General features: G+C 51.5%; 15 protein-coding genes and 5 tRNA genes. 17 read left to right on the top strand and 3 right to left on the bottom strand.

The window, feature by feature from the left end:
* Positions 1 to 80: 80 nt before the first annotated feature.
* A complete protein-coding gene (locus tag ABNT34_RS16625) occupies positions 81 to 455 on the top strand; it encodes a SirB2 family protein (RefSeq protein ID WP_348733598.1) in 375 nt (124 codons plus the stop codon).
* A gap of 68 nt (positions 456 to 523) precedes the next feature.
* Positions 524 to 1363: a 3-deoxy-8-phosphooctulonate synthase gene (gene kdsA, locus ABNT34_RS16620; protein ID WP_031568478.1), complete on the top strand. Its 840-nt coding sequence runs from the start codon at positions 524 to 526 to the stop codon at positions 1361 to 1363.
* Positions 1364 to 1407: 44 nt separating this feature from the next.
* Here kdsA and ABNT34_RS16615 read toward each other — a convergent pair whose 3' ends face one another.
* A complete protein-coding gene (locus tag ABNT34_RS16615) occupies positions 1408 to 4047 on the bottom strand; it encodes an ATP-binding protein (protein WP_348733596.1) in 2640 nt (879 codons plus the stop codon).
* A gap of 308 nt (positions 4048 to 4355) precedes the next feature.
* Between ABNT34_RS16615 and ABNT34_RS16610 the strand changes: the two genes are divergently transcribed.
* The 6 genes from ABNT34_RS16610 to gpt all read left to right on the top strand — a co-directional run bounded on the left by ABNT34_RS16610 (position 4356) and on the right by gpt (position 7415).
* A tRNA-Phe gene (locus ABNT34_RS16610) sits at positions 4356 to 4431 on the top strand.
* Between the two features lie 69 nt (positions 4432 to 4500).
* A tRNA-Thr gene (locus tag ABNT34_RS16605) sits at positions 4501 to 4576 on the top strand.
* 14 nt (positions 4577 to 4590) lie between these two features.
* Positions 4591 to 4666 (top strand) — tRNA-Phe (locus ABNT34_RS16600).
* Between the two features lie 316 nt (positions 4667 to 4982).
* A complete protein-coding gene (locus ABNT34_RS16595) occupies positions 4983 to 6191 on the top strand; it encodes a phosphopentomutase (RefSeq protein WP_348733594.1) in 1209 nt (402 codons plus the stop codon).
* 32 nt (positions 6192 to 6223) lie between these two features.
* Positions 6224 to 6925, top strand: coding sequence for a purine-nucleoside phosphorylase (deoD, locus tag ABNT34_RS16590; RefSeq protein WP_348733592.1), 702 nt, complete (start codon positions 6224 to 6226; stop codon positions 6923 to 6925).
* 13 nt (positions 6926 to 6938) lie between these two features.
* Positions 6939 to 7415, top strand: a complete 477-nt coding sequence (gpt, locus tag ABNT34_RS16585) for a xanthine phosphoribosyltransferase (protein WP_348733590.1) — start codon at positions 6939 to 6941, stop codon at positions 7413 to 7415.
* A 73-nt stretch (positions 7416 to 7488) separates the two neighbouring features.
* Here the strand turns inward: gpt and ABNT34_RS16580 are convergent, their stop codons facing one another.
* A complete protein-coding gene (locus ABNT34_RS16580) occupies positions 7489 to 8667 on the bottom strand; it encodes an endonuclease/exonuclease/phosphatase family protein (RefSeq protein ID WP_348733588.1) in 1179 nt (392 codons plus the stop codon).
* A gap of 358 nt (positions 8668 to 9025) precedes the next feature.
* On the opposite strand from ABNT34_RS16580, the gene ABNT34_RS16575 reads away from it, so the two are divergent.
* The 9 genes from ABNT34_RS16575 (at position 9026) to ABNT34_RS16535 (ending at position 18885) form a co-directional block, all read left to right on the top strand.
* On the top strand, positions 9026 to 12187 hold the full coding sequence (locus ABNT34_RS16575) for a TonB-dependent receptor (RefSeq protein ID WP_348733586.1): 3162 nt from the start codon (positions 9026 to 9028) through the stop codon (positions 12185 to 12187).
* A gap of 158 nt (positions 12188 to 12345) precedes the next feature.
* Positions 12346 to 12978 carry a uridine kinase gene (udk, locus tag ABNT34_RS16570; RefSeq protein ID WP_348733584.1) on the top strand — a complete coding sequence of 211 codons (633 nt, stop codon included), beginning with the start codon at positions 12346 to 12348 and terminating at the stop codon, positions 12976 to 12978.
* Between the two features lie 353 nt (positions 12979 to 13331).
* Complete coding sequence (locus ABNT34_RS16565) at positions 13332 to 14546, top strand: NupC/NupG family nucleoside CNT transporter (RefSeq protein WP_348733582.1); 1215 nt, start codon at positions 13332 to 13334, stop codon at positions 14544 to 14546.
* Positions 14547 to 14561: 15 nt separating this feature from the next.
* On the top strand, positions 14562 to 15515 hold the full coding sequence (locus ABNT34_RS16560; RefSeq protein ID WP_348733581.1) for a 2-oxoglutarate and iron-dependent oxygenase domain-containing protein: 954 nt from the start codon (positions 14562 to 14564) through the stop codon (positions 15513 to 15515).
* Positions 15516 to 15715: 200 nt separating this feature from the next.
* Positions 15716 to 15800, top strand: a tRNA-Leu gene (locus ABNT34_RS16555).
* A gap of 46 nt (positions 15801 to 15846) precedes the next feature.
* Positions 15847 to 15931: transfer RNA gene (locus ABNT34_RS16550), tRNA-Leu, on the top strand.
* Between the two features lie 143 nt (positions 15932 to 16074).
* A complete protein-coding gene (locus ABNT34_RS16545; protein WP_348733579.1) occupies positions 16075 to 16563 on the top strand; it encodes a histidine phosphatase family protein in 489 nt (162 codons plus the stop codon).
* 176 nt (positions 16564 to 16739) lie between these two features.
* The gene (locus tag ABNT34_RS16540) at positions 16740 to 17915 is read left to right on the top strand and encodes a tetratricopeptide repeat protein (RefSeq protein WP_348733577.1); all 1176 of its coding nucleotides are present in this window, start codon (positions 16740 to 16742) and stop codon (positions 17913 to 17915) included.
* Complete coding sequence (locus ABNT34_RS16535; RefSeq protein WP_348733576.1) at positions 17893 to 18885, top strand: M28 family peptidase; 993 nt, start codon at positions 17893 to 17895, stop codon at positions 18883 to 18885. The genes ABNT34_RS16540 and ABNT34_RS16535 overlap by 23 nt, the downstream gene beginning before the upstream one ends.
* Here the strand turns inward: ABNT34_RS16535 and ABNT34_RS16530 are convergent.
* Complete coding sequence (locus ABNT34_RS16530; protein ID WP_348733574.1) at positions 18864 to 20387, bottom strand: FAD-binding domain-containing protein; 1524 nt, start codon at positions 20385 to 20387, stop codon at positions 18864 to 18866. The genes ABNT34_RS16535 and ABNT34_RS16530 overlap by 22 nt on opposite strands.
* Positions 20388 to 20389 lie beyond the last annotated feature (2 nt).

Raw genomic sequence — 20389 nt, 5'->3', positions numbered from 1 at the left:
GGCAGGGATAGACGCTGCATCAGCTTCCATGCAAAATATGCGGTCCAGTCCATCTTTCGCAGAATTTCCGGAGTCTTGTTATGTATATGGCGTTAAAACACACGCATTTGTTATTGGTTTCATTAAGCGTTGCTTTGTTGTTTATCCGCTTTGTGCTGAGCTTGCTTGAATCACCTTTGCTGCAGAAAAAGCTGCTCAAAGTGTTGCCGCATGTGGTCGACACCTTTTTATTGTTATCAGCCGTAGGCCTGATGCTGACCTTGCAACAGTATCCATTTGTCACGCCTTGGCTCACTGAGAAATTTATCGGTTTACTGGCTTATATCGCGCTCGGCTGGATGGCGTTAAAAGGCCGGACTAAAGCCTTACGGGTCTTTGCGTTTTTTGGTGCTTTAGGCTGGTTAGCGCTGATGGTGCGCGTCGCTGTCACCAAAACGCCGGTGTTGTTCGGTTAACCCGACAGTCGAATCATGTTACAGCGGGCGAAAGCCGCTGTGTTTTTAAGGAGGCCCAGGTGGCTGCAATGAATATTCAGATTGGCAAGATTGAAGTTGCCAATGACAAACCCTTTGTGTTGTTTGGTGGCATGAACGTGCTTGAGTCGCGCGAGCTGGCGCTGCAAATTGCGGAACATTATGTCAAAGTCTGCGAAAAACTTGGTATTCCTTATGTGTTTAAAGCGTCTTTTGACAAAGCAAACCGCTCATCCGTACATTCTTATCGTGGCCCTGGCCTCGAAGAAGGCTTACGGATTTTCGAAGAAATTAAACGCACTTTTAATATTCCGCTTATCACTGACGTGCATGAACCTTATCAGGCTGCACCTGTGGCGGAAGTGGTTGACGTGATCCAGTTGCCGGCCTTTCTGGCGCGTCAAACTGATTTAGTCGTGGCGATGGCAAATACCGGCGCTGTGATTAACGTGAAAAAGCCACAGTTTTTAGCGCCACATGAAATGCGCCATATCATCAGCAAATTCAGCGAAGCCGGCAACGATAAAGTCATTTTATGTGAACGTGGTTCTTGTTTTGGTTATAACAACCTGGTCGTTGATATGCTGGGGATGGATGAAATGAAGCAATATGGCCCGGTGATTTTTGACGCGACTCACGCGCTGCAAAAACCCGGCGGCCGCATTGATTCTGCTGACGGACGCCGGGCGCAAGCAGCGCAGCTGGCCCGTTCCGGCATGGCGCTTGGGCTTGCCGGTTTGTTTATCGAAGCCCACCCGGAGCCGAATCAGGCCAAATGTGATGGCCCATGTGCCTTGCCACTTGCCAAGCTGGAAGATTATCTGCAGCAAATGCAGGCGCTTGACCAGTTAGTGAAATCTTTCCCACCGCTGGATACTTCAGCGAACTAATTGGTACGAGCAGGTCCACACCAGCTGGCCGCTATAAAGCGTTATCAAGCTTTATAGCGGTCGGCGACATAGCTAGTAACTTGCAAAAAACTTAGCTGCAATGCGCTATACAGGCCAGAAAGCACGCCCGGCCCTGTGGCATGGTCGCTGTCGGCAGCCTGCTCAAGCTGTAACGCCAGCTCTGACAAACTTAATGCTCCCACACTTTTTGCCATGGATTTCAACTGATGCGCGAGGCTGCGGCAGCGCTCTGTTTGCACTTCAGCCACAGCCTGCTGCAACTGTTGCAACAGGCCTGCGGCCTGAGTCGTGAAATAGTTGAGATATTCCTGATGTTTTTGCGGGTCCGGTCCTAAGAAATTGGCGATAGTGGTGAAACAAATCGGTGTATTGTCCTGACCGCTGACCACGGGCGCCGCCACTGCTGCGGCTGAGTCCGGAGCCACTGACAATGGCAACCAGCGCTGCAGTACCGCGTTTAATTTCGCCAGTTCAACGGGTTTAGTCAGATAATCGTCCATGCCGACGCTCAGGCATTTTTGTGCTTCGCCTTTGAGCGCGTTGGCGGTAATGGCGACAATCCGGGTGTAAACAATCTCGTCGTCGTCATACTGTGCAGCTTCTTTGCGAATGGCACGGGCCAGATCGTAGCCACTGAGATTGGGCATATGCAAATCAGTTAACAGCAGCGGATATCGGTATTGCCGCCACTTATCCAGCGCGATTTGCCCATCGTCCGCGACTTCCACCTGATACCCCAGCGTTTGCAGTTGCTCAACCAGCACTTTTTGGTTCATCGGATTATCTTCCGCCAACAACAGCAGCGGCGCCTGCGCGCTCAAAGCAGTCAAGCGGGGGCCCGCATGTGCCGCTTGGGCTGGAGCTGCCGGTTCAGCCCCCTGCAGGCGTTGCAGGCTGCTGCTCAGACTGCTGCGGCACAGTGGATTCATCTCCAGCACCTGTATACCTTCAGGGACACTGTGTAGCCCGGATTCCGCACTGACCAGACACAACACCGGGCCTGGCAAAGATGACGGCCAGGTGATGTCGGTTTGCACACTGCAGTCGAGGATATAAAGCGCGGCCTGCCGTTGCCAGAGCTGCGCATATGGCACTGATTCAACCGCCGCGCCAAAAGCCTTCAGGTAGCAGTTCAGCAATTCGAGCCGCTCCGGGTCTTCACTGCAAATCGCTACTGTCTGGTTGTGTAAGTCTGGCTGCGTGGTGCTGATTTGTTCCTCCGCGTGGCGCAGCGGCAACACCACGGTAAACACACTGCCTTTGCCGATTTCGCTCTGTACATCAATACGGCCAAACATCAGCTCCGTCAGTTGCTGACAAATCGACAGGCCAAGGCCGGTGCCGCCATATTTACGGGTGATAGACCCTTCGGCTTGCAAAAACGGCTGAAACAGCTGATTGAGCTGGCGTGGGGTCATGCCTTTGCCATTGTCAGTCACAGAAATGCGAACCTGACAGAATTCCAGATTGTCGTCGAGCAGTTCAGCCCTGATTTGCACTTTACCGAGCTGGCCGGGCTGAGTCTCAGTAAATTTGATGGCGTTGCCGGTCAGGTTGTACAGAATTTGCCGCAGCCGCACCGGGTCACCAAGCAGGCATTCGGGGATGGCCGGGTCGACAAAGACCGTCAGTTGCAGCTGGCGTTGCAGCGCGACGGTAAACATGACCTGGGCAACAGCTTCAGCGACTTCGTTAACCGACAGTGGAATATGCTCAATTTCCATTTTGCCGGCTTCAATTTTGGAAAAGTCCAGAATGTCGTCGAGGATGCGAAGCAATGCAAAAGCTGATTCGCGGATGGTGTTACTGAGCCGCAACTGATTGCTGCTGAGCATAGTGTTTCTGAGTAAATCCACAGTGCCGATGATGCCATTCATCGGTGTGCGGATCTCGTGGCTCATCGTTGCCAGAAACGTGGATTTGGCCTCATTGGCACGCTCGGCACTGATTTTCGCCGCAGCCAGCGCTTCGGTCCGCTGCAGGATTTTATCGTCCAGTTCGCGCTGCAGGGCGCTGCATTCTGCTTTAGTCTGTGCCAGCTGTTGTTGCTGTTCGCGACAATGCTGTAATAGCAATTGCAGCGGATGCTCCAGCATCTGCAAGCTGGCCGGCACACTGAGCTGCAGAGCAAACTGCTGCGCTGAGAGGCTTTGCTGTAGCTGATTCAGCAACTGTTGTTGTTGCTGTTGTAACCGTCGTTCCATCAAGCGTGCCGGCACCAATCCCAGCAGCATTAACAGCAAGGCACCGGCCGCCGCCAGGCCTGCCCACAGCGGCCAATCCGGCTGGGGCTGCCGGCTGGCCAGTAGCAGCTCGCCTTGCGCCACTTTTTGCCGGAGCAGCAGGATATTTGCTGTGGTGGCGCGCGCTTCAAGCGGCTGAAAACCGGCGAGGCCTGAGGTATGCGCCAGGATCTGTTGCGTTGGGCTGATTAAATACAGCGCCTGTTGCTGCGGATCAGACAGCAGCGTGGCCAGTTGCTGATTGGCCTGTTGCAGCGGCTGCCGTGCGATGTCTTTGGGTAATATCTGACTGATCAGCTGCAGTTGGTGCTGCAGTAGCACCTGCTGAGCACTGTGTCGCTGGTGCTGCTGGTACCAGGACTGGCACCAAAGTGTTGCAGCAAGCAGACTGCTGCAAATAGCCAGCAACCAAATGAACATCAATGGCGTTTTAAAGCTCGAATGCGGCATAACATCAGGAAAAGCTAGAGGCAAGTTGATTTAGTCTAATCAGTTTTGGCTAATTATCTGTAGTGGCGCGGAATTTTTGCGCGAAGCCCCTGCAGCTTGCTGTGGCATGCAGCCAGTCAGCTGATGGGAGCGTTCTGCTCAGTGTGAAGCGGGGAACGGCGAAAATTATCGATTGTTGCTGCAGAATAGCGCGATTTGCTCAATCCATAAGCGGTCAGACGGTTATGGCCAAAAAAAAGTTGACTTGGATCGGCAAAATCCGTTTAATACCCCCCGTTGCCCAGATAGCTCAGTCGGTAGAGCAGCGGATTGAAAATCCGCGTGTCGGTGGTTCGATTCCGCCTCTGGGCACCACAAATTCCAGTGTCTTGATTTTACACATCATTTCGCTAATTAAGCCGAAACCAGTTTCGCAATGAAAATGCCGCTTTAGCTCAGTTGGTAGAGCAACTGACTTGTAATCAGTAGGTCATCCGTTCGACTCGGATAAGCGGCACCATTTCAGACCTTTTTGCCCAGATAGCTCAGTCGGTAGAGCAGCGGATTGAAAATCCGCGTGTCGGTGGTTCGATTCCGCCTCTGGGCACCACTCTTGAAAGCCCCGGATTTTATCCGGGGCTTTTGATTTTCTGCACCTTTGATCTTTTTCCATCGTGACTAAAACCGGCTAAAGGTCAGCCGGATGTTGTCAGCATTCAGTTAAGTAGTTGCTAATTCTTCGCATTCGGCTTAATCTGCGTGCCCCTTTTTGCTTTTGCGCCGCAACAAAGGGTTGGTTTGGCCATATTGCTGAAAAAAGCAGCGGTCAGTGCAGACTGAGTATCAACAGTTTCCGCTTCAGCTATGGTTATCGTATCTGCTGTGAGTCCACTGGCTTGCAGATCTTGCGCTGTAGAGGTTCGACCATGAAAAAAGCAGTGATTCTGGTTTTAGATAGTTTTGGCATTGGCAGTGCGCCGGATGCCGATAAATTTGGTGATAGTGGTGCTAATACCTTTGCCAGCATTGCAAGGGTGTTTGCGAACCACAAAGGCCGCCAGCTCCAGGTGCCTAATCTGGCCAGACTGGGTCTGGTCAAAGCCGCGTTTGCGGCCTCGTCGGAAATGGCCTGTGTGGCCGACAATGAAACTACAGTGGGGGCTTATGGCTATGCCCGCGAATTGTCCAGCGGCAAAGATACGCCCAGTGGTCACTGGGAAATTGCCGGCGTCCCGGTGTTATTCGATTGGGGCTATTTCCATAATAAACAACAAAGTTTCCCGCAAGAGCTGATCGATGAGCTGTGCCGTCGCACTGGCGTTGCCGGTATTCTTGGCAACTGTCACGCCTCTGGCACCGACATTCTGGTGAAGCTTGGCGACGAACATATCCGCAGCGGTATGCCGATTTGTTATACCTCGGCCGACAGCGTGTTTCAGGTTGCCGCCCATGAAAGCCATTTTGGCCTGGAGCGCCTGTATCAGTTCTGTGAAACTGCCCGCCAGTTGCTGGATGACTACAACATAGGCCGCGTCATCGCCCGGCCATTCCTTGGTGATGCACCGGCGAATTATGCCCGTACCGGCAACCGTCGTGATTATTCCGTACTGCCACCGGCACCCACGCTGTTAGATAAGTTAACCGCCGCGCAGGGCACTGTGGTCAGCATCGGTAAAATCGCTGACATTTATGCTCATCAGGGCATCAGCAAAGCCGTGAAAGCCAATGGCCTGGCAGCGCTTGTTGATAAAACCATCAGCGAATATCAGGCGGCGCCGGACAACAGCCTGATCTTTACCAATCTGGTGGATTTTGACCAGAACTACGGCCACCGCCGGGATCCTATTGGCTACGGTGAGGCGCTGGAGTATTTCGACAGTCGCTTGCCGGAACTGATGGCGATGCTGGAGCCGGACAGCCTGATGTTATTAACCGCCGACCATGGCTGCGACCCCACCTGGATTGGCACCGAACACACCCGGGAATATGTGCCGGTGTTGTGTTATGGCCCGCAAATCAAAGCCGGACCGCTTGGCGAACGCGCCAGTTTTGCCGACATGGGCCAGACGCTGGCCGACTACTTTGCGCTCGATGCGATGGCTTATGGCCAGTCGTTCCTGACACAAATGCATTAAATTTCAACCATTTATAAGAGAATAAATTTAATATGACCACTCCACATATCCACGCCGCTGCCGGTGCTTTTGCTGAAACTGTGCTGATGCCAGGTGATCCGCTGCGCGCAAAACATATTGCCGACACTTTCCTGACGGACGTGCAATGTATCAACACAGTGCGCAACATGTACGGCTTTACCGGTAAATATCAGGGCAAACCGGTCAGTGTGATGGGTTCAGGCATGGGCGTGCCTTCAATGTCGATTTATGCCACTGAGCTGGTGAAATATTACGGCGTGAAAAATATCATCCGTATCGGTTCCTGCGGTGGTTTACCGCTGTCGGTGAAAGTACGCGAAGTGGTGATTGCGATGGGCGCCAGCACAGATTCAGCCGTCAACCGCAACCGTTTGCAGGGCATGGATTTCGCAGCACTGGCAAACTATGACCTGCTGGAACGCGCGGTCGCTGCAGCCCGGGCGAAACAAATCGGTGTCAAAGTCGGCAATGTGTTTACTTCAGACCTGTTCTACAACCCAAGCGAAACGCTGTTTGATACGCTGGAAAAATACGGCATCCTCGGCATTGAAATGGAAGCGGCCGGTTTGTACGGTGTGGCTGCCGAGTATGGCGTCAATGCGCTGGCTATTATGACGGTGTCGGACCATATCCGTACCGGCGAATCCTTAAGCCCGGACGAGCGCCAGACCAGCTTTAACGAGATGGTTGAAATCGCGTTGGCACTGGTTTAACAGGAGCTGCAACATGTCATTATCCAGTAACAAGAACTTTTATGTGTCGTGGGAAGCCTTTCACCGCGCCACCAAAGAGCTGGCGAAAATGTGTCTGCATGGCAACTTTGACAGCATCGTCGCGGTCAGCCGCGGTGGTCTGGTGCCGGCAACTATCATTGCCCGCGAGCTGAATATCCGCGTGCTCGATACCATTTGTGTGTCGAGCTACGACCACGATCAGCAACGGGCACTGAAGGTATTAAAAGATGCGGCGTTGCCGGATTCTGAACGTTTGCTGGTGATTGATGATCTGGTTGACACCGGCGAAACGGCCCGTGCGCTGCGTGAGCGTTTTCCAAAAGCCTGTTTTGCCACTGTGTATGCCAAACCACAGGGTAAAGCACTGGTCGACAAATATGTCACTGATATCGAGCAGGACACCTGGATCCATTTACCCTGGGATATGGAACTGGCGTATAGCGCGCCATTGGCCGAGCAACAGCGTTAAGTAGTTGTTCCAGAATATAAAAAACCGCCATTGGCGGTTTTTTATATTCGATAGCTTAAAAGCAACTCCCGTCTTATTTTTTCTCGTCAGTCAGGCTCAGTTTGACCCAGACCAGCCGGTGGTCGGAACTGGCGCCGCGGCTTGCCACTGCTTCATATAATGGCTCACCTTTGACTGGCCAGAACACACCACTGCTGTGGACTTTAATGCCATGTTTGGACGGCAGCACATAATCGGCCCGCATCCGCCAGCCGGCTGTGTGGTATTTCGCCAATGGATTGTCCGGGCTGTGTGCGGCGCCGCCGGCGCTTTGCGGTACTGGGTCATGCTGAATTTTCGGATGATTCACCAACGCCTGAATGGCATCGCGGTGCGCATCACCTTCATCGGGTGATGAGTTTTGATCGCCCATCACAACAAATGGCGCTGCGCTCTGATAACCACCGCGGCCGCCTTTATCGTCATAGATATAGTCAGCCTGGCCTGATAAATAGTCGACCCAGAATTTCACTTCATCATGATTGCGATGACCGTTGCGGTTCTCCGCGCCATCAAACACTGGTGGCGTCGGGTGGCTGATTAATAAATGCAGCGGTTTACCATCGACATTCAGCGGTAAATCCCAGTGCGATTTGCTGGATAATGGCATGTTGGCCCAGGCTTGCGGGCTAAACCAAGGGCTGCCATCGGCTTTTTTTGTTTCTTTATGGCCAGGTAAGTCTTTCCACTTAAAGTGCTGGAAAGTGCGGGCTTTGGCGGCATCAATCGGATAACGCGACAACACCATCATCGCATATTGACCCGGATAATGGCCAAAACCCCAGGCATCTTCTGCACCTTCGACCTTGCCATCATTATTTAAATCAAAGCCACTCGGCTGGCCGGTGTTAACAGTTTGGTAGTAAAAGTACGGATATTGCAGTGGCTGGCCGCCGTGCTGCGGCTTTGCCAGATATTGCCGGATAAATTGCTGCACGCCCTGCGATGGATCGGCGATGTAATCAAATTCGTTCAGTAGCAGAATATCAGGCCGGACTTGCTGCAAAATCGCCGCGATATTGCTGATTTGCTGGTTCTTGCCGCTGGCTAATTGACTGGCAAGCACCTGGGGTCCAAGCGGGCTGCCTTCAGCCACATAGTTTTCGGCTTCCATGCTGACGTTAAAAGTAGCGATGGTCAGTTCAGTTGCATGCACGTGAAGACCTCCACACAGCCCGAGTCCGGCCAGCAGACCTTTAAATGATGGGTTCATGTTTGAATACTCAGAGAATTAGTCAGGCACAGCCTAACCAGAATTGCGCTTTTAGCCCAGAAATTTCAATTCAGACGGCTGGATAGCCGAAAATGTCAACAAAATACAGCGAAAATTTAAACAAACTTATTTAGGCCGCCTGCATATTTCTGGTCTGATATGTTACACTCGCATGACATCAGGTTCTTGACTGCCGAAGTTTGGATAAGTTCCAACGACTTCAATAAATAATTCATCAGCAAGATCTTGTGTAAGAAAAACGTAATGTTACTGCGTTAAGCTTGTCGCCCAAATTGGACATACAGTTTGGTTTTATTCAGGGTTTGACAATACCTACAACTACCAGGTGAAAAACGATATGAAAATCAGACATATTGCTATGGCGGTTGCCGTAGCCTTAGGTTCTAGCTATGCCATCGCTGATACTTCTTCAGCAATCCGCGGTCGTATTTCTAATCCTGAAGGCGCAGCCGCCGCAGGAACTAAAGTCATCATTTTACACGTACCGTCAGGCACCAGCCGTACCGTCACGACAAACGAATCCGGTAGCTTTGTAGCTTCAGGTCTGCGTGTTGGTGGTCCGTACAAAGTCATCGTAGATTCAGAGACTTATAACGACGAAACCGTCAACGACATCTTCCTGCAACTGGGTGACACTTATCAGTTAAACCGTCAGCTGCAATCTGCCTCTGTTGAGCGTATCGCCGTCACTGGCTCTGCTATCGCAACAGTCGTTGCCACGGGTAGCTCAAGCTACTTCAGCGCCAAAGAAATCGAAAACGCGCCAAGCTTAAACAACGATTTAAAAGATATCGTTAAAAACAACCCATTAGCAGTATTGTCGCCAAAAGACGGCGAACTGAGCGTGGCGGGTACTAACCCACGTTTTAACAGCATCAGCGTCGATGGCATTTCTCAGAACGACGATTTTGGTCTGAATGCCAACGGTTACCCAACCACCCGTACACCAATTTCTTTTGATGCTATCGACCAGGTGACGGTTGATGTATCACCATTTAACGCCAAAGCCGGTGGTTTCCAGGGCGGCAATATCAACGCTGTGACTAAGTCTGGCGCCAATGAAACTTTTGGCTCTCTGCGTTATGAAATCAAAAACGACAGCTTAGCCGGTACCCCGGAAAACCAGTTCGCCGCGACCCCAACCAATCCAAAAGGCGAAGTGCCGCTGAATTTTGAAAACAAAAACTGGGCCGGTACTTTAGGCGGCGCAGTGGTTGAAGACAAATTATTCTACTTCGTTGCTGTCGAACAGTACGATGCCACTCCACCGCTGGAGTGGGGCCCGGTTGGTTCTGGCCTGTCAAACGCGGCTTTAGTCAGCCAGGCAGATCTGGACCAGATCATGCAAATCGCGAAAAACGTCTACGGTGTTGATGCCGGTGACTGGAATGTGAACCCGGAAGAAACGGATGAAAAATTCCTGGCCAAGTTAGACTGGAACATCTCTGATATCCACCGTGCTGCATACACTTACCAGTACAACAAAGGCAACCAGACACAAAACAACCAGTCTACGACCACCCGGATGCGTTTGTCGTCGAACTGGTATAACAAAGAAGAAACACTGAACAACCACGCGCTGAAACTGTATTCAGACTGGACTTCAGAATTCTCTACCCAGTTAAGCGCCACTTATATGGACGTTGCCACTGTTCAGGCATCTCTGGGCAATTACGGTGAAGCCATCATCAACGTACCACGCGTTGGCGGTACAGCCAGTCAGACGACTTCAGTCAACATTGGTAGCGACATCAGCCGTCACTCCAATGATCTGAGAAAGAAAACCTGGATCATCGCTGCTGACGGTGAATACCTGATGGACGATCACCGTTTATCTTTCGGTTACCAACTGAAACGCCTGGATATTTTCAACCTGTTCCTGCAGCGCACTAAAGGTGAATACACTTTCAGCAGCATTGCAAACTTCCAGAACCGTTTAGCTCAGTCTGTCCGTTACCAGAACTCTGTGACTCACAACCCTAACGACGTTGCAGCAAGCTTCGTCCGTGACGAACACGCGCTGTACGCACAGGATGAGTGGGCTGTAACTGATGAGTTCACCTTAAACTACGGTCTGCGTTATGAGCGTTTGGGTTCAAACGATAAATCTACCTACAACAAATTCTCTGAAGCCCGCACGGGTCTGCGCAACGACGAAAACCTGGATGGTGTTGATATCTTCTTACCACGGGTTGGCTTCAGCTACATGATGACGGAAGATTTAACCGTGCGTGGTGGTGTAGGTCGTTTCTCTGGTGGCCAGCCAACAGTTTGGGTATCTAACAGCTATTCAAATCCAGGTATCGGAACCGGCGACCGTTCACAGAGCAACGTGGCTAACGTCAGCCTGACGCAAGTTCCACAGTCATTAAAAGACGCAGTTGCAGGCGTGACCACTGGTGGTAATACCAACCTGGTGGACCCGAACTTCAACCTGCCTTCGGACTGGCGTGCGCAGTTAGGTGCGGATTACATCTTCAGTCTGCCACTGATTGGTGACGATATCACCTGGACCACTGAATACCTGTATATCAAAAAAGAAGACAGCGCACTGTGGAAAGATTTGTCACTGGCTGACAAAGAAAAAGTGGGCACTACACCAGATGGTCAACGCGTGATTTATAACGACACTGACGGTGTTGTTGATATCATGCTGACCAATGCTGATGAAGATGGCCGTTCTAAAGTGTTCAGCACACAATTAGCGAAAAACTGGGACAGCGGTGTCAGCCTGCGTACTTCATATACCAATATGGATATTACTGAAGGTGCACCGGCAACCAGTTCTACTGCAGGTTCTAACTACGGTAACAACGCCGTGATCAACCGTAACGACGTGCTGATTGGTCGTGGTTCGTTTGAAACTGAGCACCGTTTTGTCGTAAATCTGGGTTATGAAACTGAGTTCTTCGCTAACTATGCGACGAATTTCAACCTGTTCTTCGAGCGTAAATCAGGCAAACCAATCACTTATGTGTTAGGTGTGACGGATTTCAACGGTTCGAACAAAGCAACTAACCCGTACCTGCAGTTAAGCCCAGGCACCACCAACAACTACTTCCTGCCATTCATTCCGAAAAAGGGTGATACCAGTGTCGTAACTTTTGCTGATGCTGCTGCTGAAACTGCGTTCTGGAACACAGTCACTGCGCTGGGTCTGGATAAGTATCAGGGTCAATATCTGCCTAAAGGTGTAAATACCACGCCTTGGACCACCACGCTGGACTTGTCAGTGCGTCAGGAAATCCCAGGTTTTGCTGAAGGTCATAAAGGTACTGTTTACTTCACAGTCGACAACCTGCTGAACCTGATCGATAAAGACAAAGGCAAAGTCTTTGGCGATGACTTTGGTGATTTGACGCTGACAAACTTCACGTTAAACCAGACCAATAACAAGTACATCTACAACAACGTGTCTTCTGTGACGCGGAACTGGGACAAGTTCTACACTGAAGAATCAACCTGGCGCATCAAAGTAGGCGTCAGCTACAAGTTCTAAGCTGAACTGTTGTAGTGATGAAAACGCCGGCGAATGCCGGCGTTTTGTTTTTTGCTTATTCCAGGGCAGGGATGCAGTATTTTCCCTGTAACAGTGGTTTCTAATCTGCCGTGAATTGGCGATAATTAACAAAACATCCTCAAAGAAGAATAATCACCGTGGCCAAACCAACCATCATCGCCATTGCCGGCGCTTCCGCATCCGGTAAAAGTTTATTTGCCTCCACCGTCTATCAGGAACTGGTGGCAGAATTTGGCGGAGAGCGCATCTCCGTGTTAGCAGAGGATGCTTATTACCGGAATCAGGATCATTTGTCGATGGACCAGCGGGTGCTGACCAATTACGACCATCCAGCTGCTTTTGAGCACGAATTACTGGCGCAGCATTTACAGCAACTGCGCGACGGTGTTGCCGTCGAGATGCCACAATACTGTTATAAAACCCATACCCGTAAGACTGAGACTATCAAAGTACAGCCCGCCAAAGTGGTGCTGGTCGAAGGCATTTTGTTGCTGACCGATGCACGCCTTCGCGAGCAATTTAACATCACAGTGTTTATGGACACGCCGCTGGATATTTGTCTGCTTCGCCGGATTAAACGTGACGTGGAAGACCGTGGCCGCACTATCAGCTCTATTACAGAGCAGTATGAAAACTACGTGCGGCCGGCATTTTTTGAATTTATCGCACCGTCCAAACAATATGCCGACATCGTCGTGACCCGCGGCGGAAAAAATCAGATTGCCATTGATATTCTAAAAACCAAAATCCGCGCTTTGTTGTCCAATTAAGCTACAAGGTTTTACTGATAAATCCCGCTGCGGCGGGATTAATTTTTTACGTAATTTGTTATGAACGTCGGGAATTTTGCGGCGAAATTACGAGAATTGATCAGCAGTTATTTTGTTTGCACTGCTGTTAAATTAGTCTCTTTTCAACTGCAATGTTTCTGCTATATAATCGCCCGGCAAAACTTCAAGTTCAGACAACCCCATACGAGCAATTCTCAGTCAGAATCAATGATTCCGGCTCCCGCTTTGAAACTGTAACTACTTGATCTTTTGATGCTATCCTAGGATTTCAGCATCACAAGAACAATAATTCCGCAGTGCTGTAGCGGACCTAAAATCCAAGGAAAATCAATATGATGAGTTTAGTTGGCATCGCTGCCATCTTATTAATCGCTTATCTTTGCTCGACGCACCGCCACGCCATCAAATGGCGCACTGTCGGCGGCGCTTTTGCAATTCAGCTGGCGATTGGTGCTTTTGTGCTTTATGTGCCAGCCGGTAAAGATGTGCTGATTAGTGTTTCAAATGCTGTTGGTGCCGTGATTGGCTATGCCAACGAAGGGATCCTGTTTTTATTCGGTGACACTGGTGCGAAAAAATATGGCTTTGTGTTTGCCATTCACGTGCTGACGGTCATTATTTTCTTCTCTTCTTTGATTGCTGTGCTGTATCACATTGGTGTGATGCGGGTGGTGATAAGTGTGCTTGGTGGTGGTTTACAAAAACTGCTCGGCACCAGCCGGCCGGAATCGATGAACAGTGCGGCCAACATTTTTGTCGGCCAGACTGAAGCGCCATTAGTGGTGCGGCCTTTTATTCCGACCATGACCCGCTCAGAGCTGTTCGCCGTGATGGTCGGTGGTTTGTCGTCGGTCGCAGGTTCGGTACTGGCCGGTTACGCCGGTATGGGTGTGGAACTCAAATATCTGATTGCTGCCAGTTTTATGGCTGCACCTGGTGGTCTGTTGATGGCGAAATTATTGTTGCCTGAAACTGACACGCCGAAAAACGATTTAACTGAATTAACTGCAGATGAAAAAAATACCAACGTCATCGACGCTGCCGCAGCAGGCGCTGCCAGTGGTTTGCAACTGGCGCTGAATGTCGGCGCTATGTTATTGGCCTTTGTGGGTCTGATCGCGCTGGTCAATGGTGTGGTCGGCTGGGTTGGTAGTCTGGCTGGCTTTGAAGGCCTGACGCTGCAGCTGATTTTTGGTTATCTGTTCCAGCCACTGGCGTTTATTTTGGGCGTCAGCTGGGAAGAGGCCCGTCTGGCCGGTAGTTTTATTGGTCAGAAACTGGTGATTAATGAATTTGTCGCTTACGTTGATTTTATGAAGCATGTGCAGGCTGGTGAATTGTCAGCCCACACGCAGATTATTGTCACTATAGCGCTGTGTGGCTTTGCAAACTTCTCGTCGATTGCCATTTTGCTGGGTGGTCTTGGCAGCATGGCACCAAGCCGGCGTGGGGATATTGCAGAGCTGGGTTTAAAAGCACTGTTTGCCGCCACATTAGCGAACCTGATGAGTGCGGCGATTGCAGGCTTTTTCTTCTCGTTAAGCTAAAAACAGGTCGATATTATGACTCAACAACAAGTCCCTACGTTGGACATCAGACGGTTTGCCACCGACAAAGACGCCTTTGTTGCCGAAATTGGCAAAGCCTACACTGAGTTTGGATTCTGTGGCATCAGCGGCCACGGCATTTCAGACGATGTGGTTGGGGAAACCTACAAAGCAATTAAGCAATTTTTTGCTTTACCGACTGAAGTAAAACAGCAGTACCATGTGCCAGGTCAAGGTGGCGCACGGGGCTACACGGGATTTGGCGTTGAGAAAGCCAAAGACAGCAAGCATCCGGATTTAAAAGAGTTTTTCCATGTCGGTCGCGAGCTGTCTGGCCCGGCACCACATGAATGTTTGTATCCGAATGTATGGCCAAGCGAAGTGCCGGAGTTTAAAGCCGCGACTTATAACTTATATCAGGCGCTGGAAAATTTAGGGTGCCAGGTGTTGGAAGCTTTGGCTTTGTTCTTAAAACAAGAACAAAAGTACTTTGCAGATAAAGTGAATTACGGCAACTCGATTTTGCGGCCTATTCATTATCCGCCGATCCAGGATACCTCGACGTTAAGTATCCGCGCCGGTCAGCACGAAGATATTAACCTCATCACTTTATTGGTCGGCTCGCATGAGTCAGGTCTGGAAATTTTACGTCGCGACGGCAGCTGGCTGCCAGTCACGACCATTCCGGGCACTATTGTGGTCAATATCGGCGATATGCTGCAGCGTCTGACTAACCATATCCTGCCGTCAACGACACACCGGGTGGTGAATCCGGCCGGTGCTGCCGCAGGGCAGCCTCGTTATTCCATTCCGTTTTTTATGCATCCGAACCCGGACTATGTGATTGAGACGCTGAGCAGCTGTATCAGTGCAGAAAATCCAAACCGTTACCCAGAGCCGATTAACTCGAATGACTACCTGTTACAGCGGCTGGAAGAAATCGGTCTGCTGAAAAAAGCCAAATACTAATCGCAGTATTTGCACCAGAACGGAGCCAACGGCTCCGTTTTTTTTTCGCCTTGGCAAAGTGGGAGATTTCATCTGACTGTTGAAGAAAACTTCAGGTTGCTGAGGTTTTGCGCAATCGCACCGTATTTACCAGATTTTTTGCAATCAGCAGTTGACGACTTTGCCACTGGCGCATAATATGCACGGCGTCGGCGGCATATGCCTCGGTGGTGGAATTGGTAGACACACTAGCTTCAGGTGTTAGCGCTTCGCGGCGTGGGGGTTCGAGTCCCCCCCTAGGCACCAAAGTCGCAGACAAATAAAGTCGTATTGCAAAATACGCAGAACACATGCCTCGGTGGTGGAATTGGTAGACACACTAGCTTCAGGTGTTAGCGCTTCGCGGCGTGGGGGTTCGAGTCCCCCCCTAGGCACCAAATAATCCAGCTTAATGCTGGATTTTTTGTTTTTGGCATTCGCCAAAAATTCCTGTAATTCCTTTCCGGCGTTTTTCTGCCGCTGTCTTGTTGTTGTCATCTCAATAGCCGACACTGGTCTTTGCATAGAACACGGAGGCTCAATGTCTGTTCAAACTATTTACCTGTTACGTCATACCAAAGCCGAAGAGCGTTCCGTGCTGCGTGCTGATGTGGACCGTTGCCTGGTGGAAAAGGGCCGGCAGCAGGCGTTGCGGATTGGTGCTTTTATCCGCCGTCAGCAATTGAAGCCTCAACTGGTGCTGACCAGTCCTTATCCGCGGGCGCTACAGACGGCGATGCTGGTTGCCGCCAGTGCGGATTTATCCTGCGATGTGGCCGAAGCTTTATGGTTATCGCATGGCACTGCTGCGCCGACACAATATCAGCAGCTGATACAGGCGTTGCCGGATTGGCCGGCGCAGACTTTGCTGGTTGGGCATGAACCTGAATTGTCCGCATTGCTGGCGCTGTGTCTGGGTCAGTCTGAGCCCACAGTGCAGATAAAAAAGGGCACTTTGTTGTGTTTACAGTATGAGCCTACGACCGGGTTCCGGTTGCAATGGCTGTTGCCTTGTCATTTGCTGCGCTGAACAATGGCATTGTTACAGCTGTGCTGTTGGCCATATTTCCTGACTGTCCCTGCTTGTCCCATTTCAGACCTTCCCGTCACAAATAATTGACAAAATCCCGGTTATTAGCTTAAAGCTAAAGGATGCTTTTCTGGCTGCAGCCAGATGACAACAACCGCTACGGCCGGAGGTGTGTGATGTGGCGATTGATCCTGATTTTAACTGTCCTGAGCCTAAGTGCCTGTCAGCAACTGCCGCAAACTGCCGGAGCTGTAGCTACCGAAGATCTACTCAATAATCAGGCATTTATGCCGGTTAATACCCAGATTGAAACCAAAGAACAAATTTTTGCCTTGCCAGAAGCGCTCATCACCGAAGCCCGCCAGGACGTGCTGGCCTATGGCATGCCGCGGGACAGAAGCCTGGCATTACTGAAGTTTATTTTTCGCGAGCAGCAAGACCCACTGCAATATGTCAATAACGCCACACTCACTGCGCTGCAAACCTATGAGCAGCGCGAAGCCAATTGTCTGTCGCTGACCATTTTGTCTTATAGTCTGGCCCGGGCACTGGGTTTTCGTGCACAATTCCAGGATGTGCAGATCCCGGAGTATTGGATCACCCGCAATGGCACCAGCGTATTAAATGGCCACGTTAATCTGGTCGTGACGCCGCCTTACATGCAGACCCTGACCAAAACCTTTATTTCTGCTGAACACAATTTCCTCATCGACTTTGAACGCGCCGGCGGTTCACGTGAGCGCTTACCGGTGCGTAAAATCAGTGAAAACGACATCGTTGCGCTGTTTTATAACAACAAAGCTGCCGACGCCATGCTGACTCAGCAGTTTGATTTGGCGTATCGTTATCTGCAGGCGGCCGCCGAAGTTTCACCCGGCGTAGCAGCCACCTGGAACAATCTGGCCGTGCTGTACCGGCAACGCCAAATGCCGGATTATGCCGAGCGTGCCTATCTGCAAAGCCTGAGGCTGGAACCTGAACATCCCAATACCATGGCGAATCTGGCCATTTTGTATGCCGCCATGGGGCGGCATCAGGAAGCCGCGCTGCTGGATAATAAAGTGCAGCAAACCCGCTTACGTAATCCGTATTATTTCGTGATGCAGGGTAATGAAGCACTCGGTGAGCAAAGGTTGGCCGATGCTGAGCTGGCCTTTCACCGCAGCATCCGCTTACAACCAAAAATGCCGGAAGCGCTGTTTGGGCTGGCGAAAGTCGCTATCATGCAACATGACTATGCGGCCGCCACCAGTTACCTGCAACGGGCTCGTTTGCATGCTCCGGCCGGCGCTGACCGGCGCTTATACGATCACAAAATTGAGATGTTAAATGCAGTGGCTCAGACGGATTAGCCTTGTTTTAGCCCAGGTTTTTGCCTTAAGCGCCGCGTTCTGGCTTGGTCCGTCGGCAGCTACAGAGCAGCAGCAAGAGGCCACGGCGCACGAAGCGCAGGCCTGGCGGGATTTGCAGCAATTAGCCGCAGATGCCATGGCTGGCCGGGCAACTGGCAGCGCCGGCAGTTTGCTGGCACAACAATATTTGCAAAGACGTTTTGCCGCACTAGGGCTGCAATCCCTGGGGAGCAATTATTTGCAGCCATTTAGTTTTCATGAAGGTTTCAGTGAGAGGCGCGGCGTCAATGTGCTGGGATTACGCCGTGGCTGTGGGCAACCGGAGCGTTATGTTGTGGTCACCGCGCACTATGACCATCTCAAACCACGCGGCAAGAAGATTTTTAACGGCGCTGACGACAATGCTTCAGGGGTAGCGGGTTTATTGTATCTGGCCGCCCAGACCCAACAAAACTGCCCGCTTTATTCTTATTTGTTTTTGGCTACAGATGCTGAAGAGCTGGGTTTAGATGGTGCAAAAGCCTTTATCGCCAAACCGCCGGTGGCGCTGGATGCTATTGTACTGAATATCAATCTGGACATGATTAGCCGCGGTGAAAGCAATCAGCGCTTGTATCTGGCCGGCAAAAAGCAGTTACCGCAGCTCACTCAGTTTGCCGAAAAGGTGCAGACACCACTGAAGCTGACGCTGGCACATGACGGCCGGCAAAGCAGTCTGGGTCGGCGTAGTCAGCCGCCGGTCGACTGGAGTAATGCCAGTGACCACGCGGTGTTTCGTAAAGCCGGTATTCCGTTTTTGTATTTTGGCGTCGATGTGCACCCGCAATACCACACGCCACAAGACGACTGGCAACGCATTGATCCACAGTATTTTTTTGCGGCGCTGCGGCTGATTGAACAAAGCCGGCGCTGGCTGGAAAGCTTACCGCCGCATACGCTGGCGCGGCTTCAGAAATCGAGCAATAACTGAGGCTGTTGTTTGTTTGCTGCCGTCGGGCGGCGCTCTGGCGGCCGTTTCCGGCTGGCGTGGCGTTCGCGCACGGCTTCCCGGCCTTGCTGCCAGTCCGTTTTAGCAAAACGGCCATGCCATTCACTTAACCTGCTGCGCGCCTGCCGGGTCGCCTGCTGCAGGTCGACCACCGGCGCCGGATAATCGACATCTAACCGCATGCCATATTGCAGTTGCAGCGTTGCAGGCAATAACCACGGCTGGTGTAACCATTCGTTGGGCAGCCGCGACAGCTCCGAGCACCAGCGCCGGATAAATTGGCCTTGTGGGTCTTTTTGCAGGCTTTGTTTCAAAGGGTTGTACATCCGGTTTGGGTTAATTGACGTGGTGCCGGCCTGCATCTGGATCTGCGGATAATGGATGCCGGGTTCATAGTCAGTGAAGCAACGCGCCAGATGCAGTGCAACCGGCCGCCAGTCGAGCCAGAGCTGATAACTGGCGAAGGCCACTAACATGGCGCGGGCGCGAAAATGCAACCAGCCGGTGGCGAGCAGACACCGCATCGCGGCGTCAATCATTGGATAGCCGGTTTCACCGCATTGCCAGGCCTGAAACAAGCGTGGTTCAAACTGATCACGCATGCCCTGATACAACGGGTTCATCGGTACGAATTCAATTTGCGGCTCGTCTTCCAGCTTTTGCATAAAATGGCAGTGCCAGCGCAGCCGGCTGAAAAACGCCGCTAAGGCCTGTTGTTCGCGCCCCTCCGGCAGCTGTTTTATCTGGCGGTAAGTCTGTTGTTGCAGCTGCCTTAAACTGAGCTGGCCATAAGCAAGGTAAGGACTGAGCCTGGAGCAGCTATGGCCGGCTTTGGCGGCGATCGAGATATCACGTTGATAGTTTTTACTGCGGCTTAACCAGAAAGACTGCAAAGTCGCATCGAGTGCGTCGGCTTGCTGGCACAGTTGCGGCTGACAGAGTGGCAACTCACGGCGCTGTGGTGCCTGCCACAATGCCTGTGGCCAGGGTGCGTCCACCAGAAGCGGTAAAAATTTCGGCGCCTGAAAGGTCGGGCTTTTTAAAAAGGCATCCGCTTGCAAAAACCACTGGTCGCGGTCGCTCAGACAGCGCTGTACAGCGTGCTGGCGATATTGCCGCCAGGGCAGGCCCAGTTCATGGCATAAGCGCGCTACGGCCTGGTCGCGTTGATAAGTCCATAAATTACCGGTTTCCTGATGGCTGACGATTTGTTGCACAGCAAATTCACGCGTTAGCTCCCGCAGCACCCGGGTGGCCGGACCGCGCCGCACCAATAACGGCTGGCCCAGCGCTTTGAGCTGCTGATAAAGCAAATACACCGCGTCCTGATTAAATTGCCATTGCCGCAGCGAGGTATCGGGCTGCTGCCAATAATCCGGTTCGATGATATACACCGGCAGCACTGCACCTTGCCGCGCGGCGAGAGCCAGCGGTTCGTGGTCTTCCAGCCGTAGATCGCGTTTAAACCACACCAGGGTCAGCATGG

Origin of the sequence: Rheinheimera texasensis (assembly GCF_964031785.1) — a bacterium.
In the GTDB taxonomy this organism is placed as follows: Bacteria; Pseudomonadota; Gammaproteobacteria; order Enterobacterales; family Alteromonadaceae; genus Pararheinheimera; species Pararheinheimera texasensis_A.
Note: the sequence above shows the minus strand (reverse complement) of the source record. Positions and strands in the feature narration are given on the sequence as shown.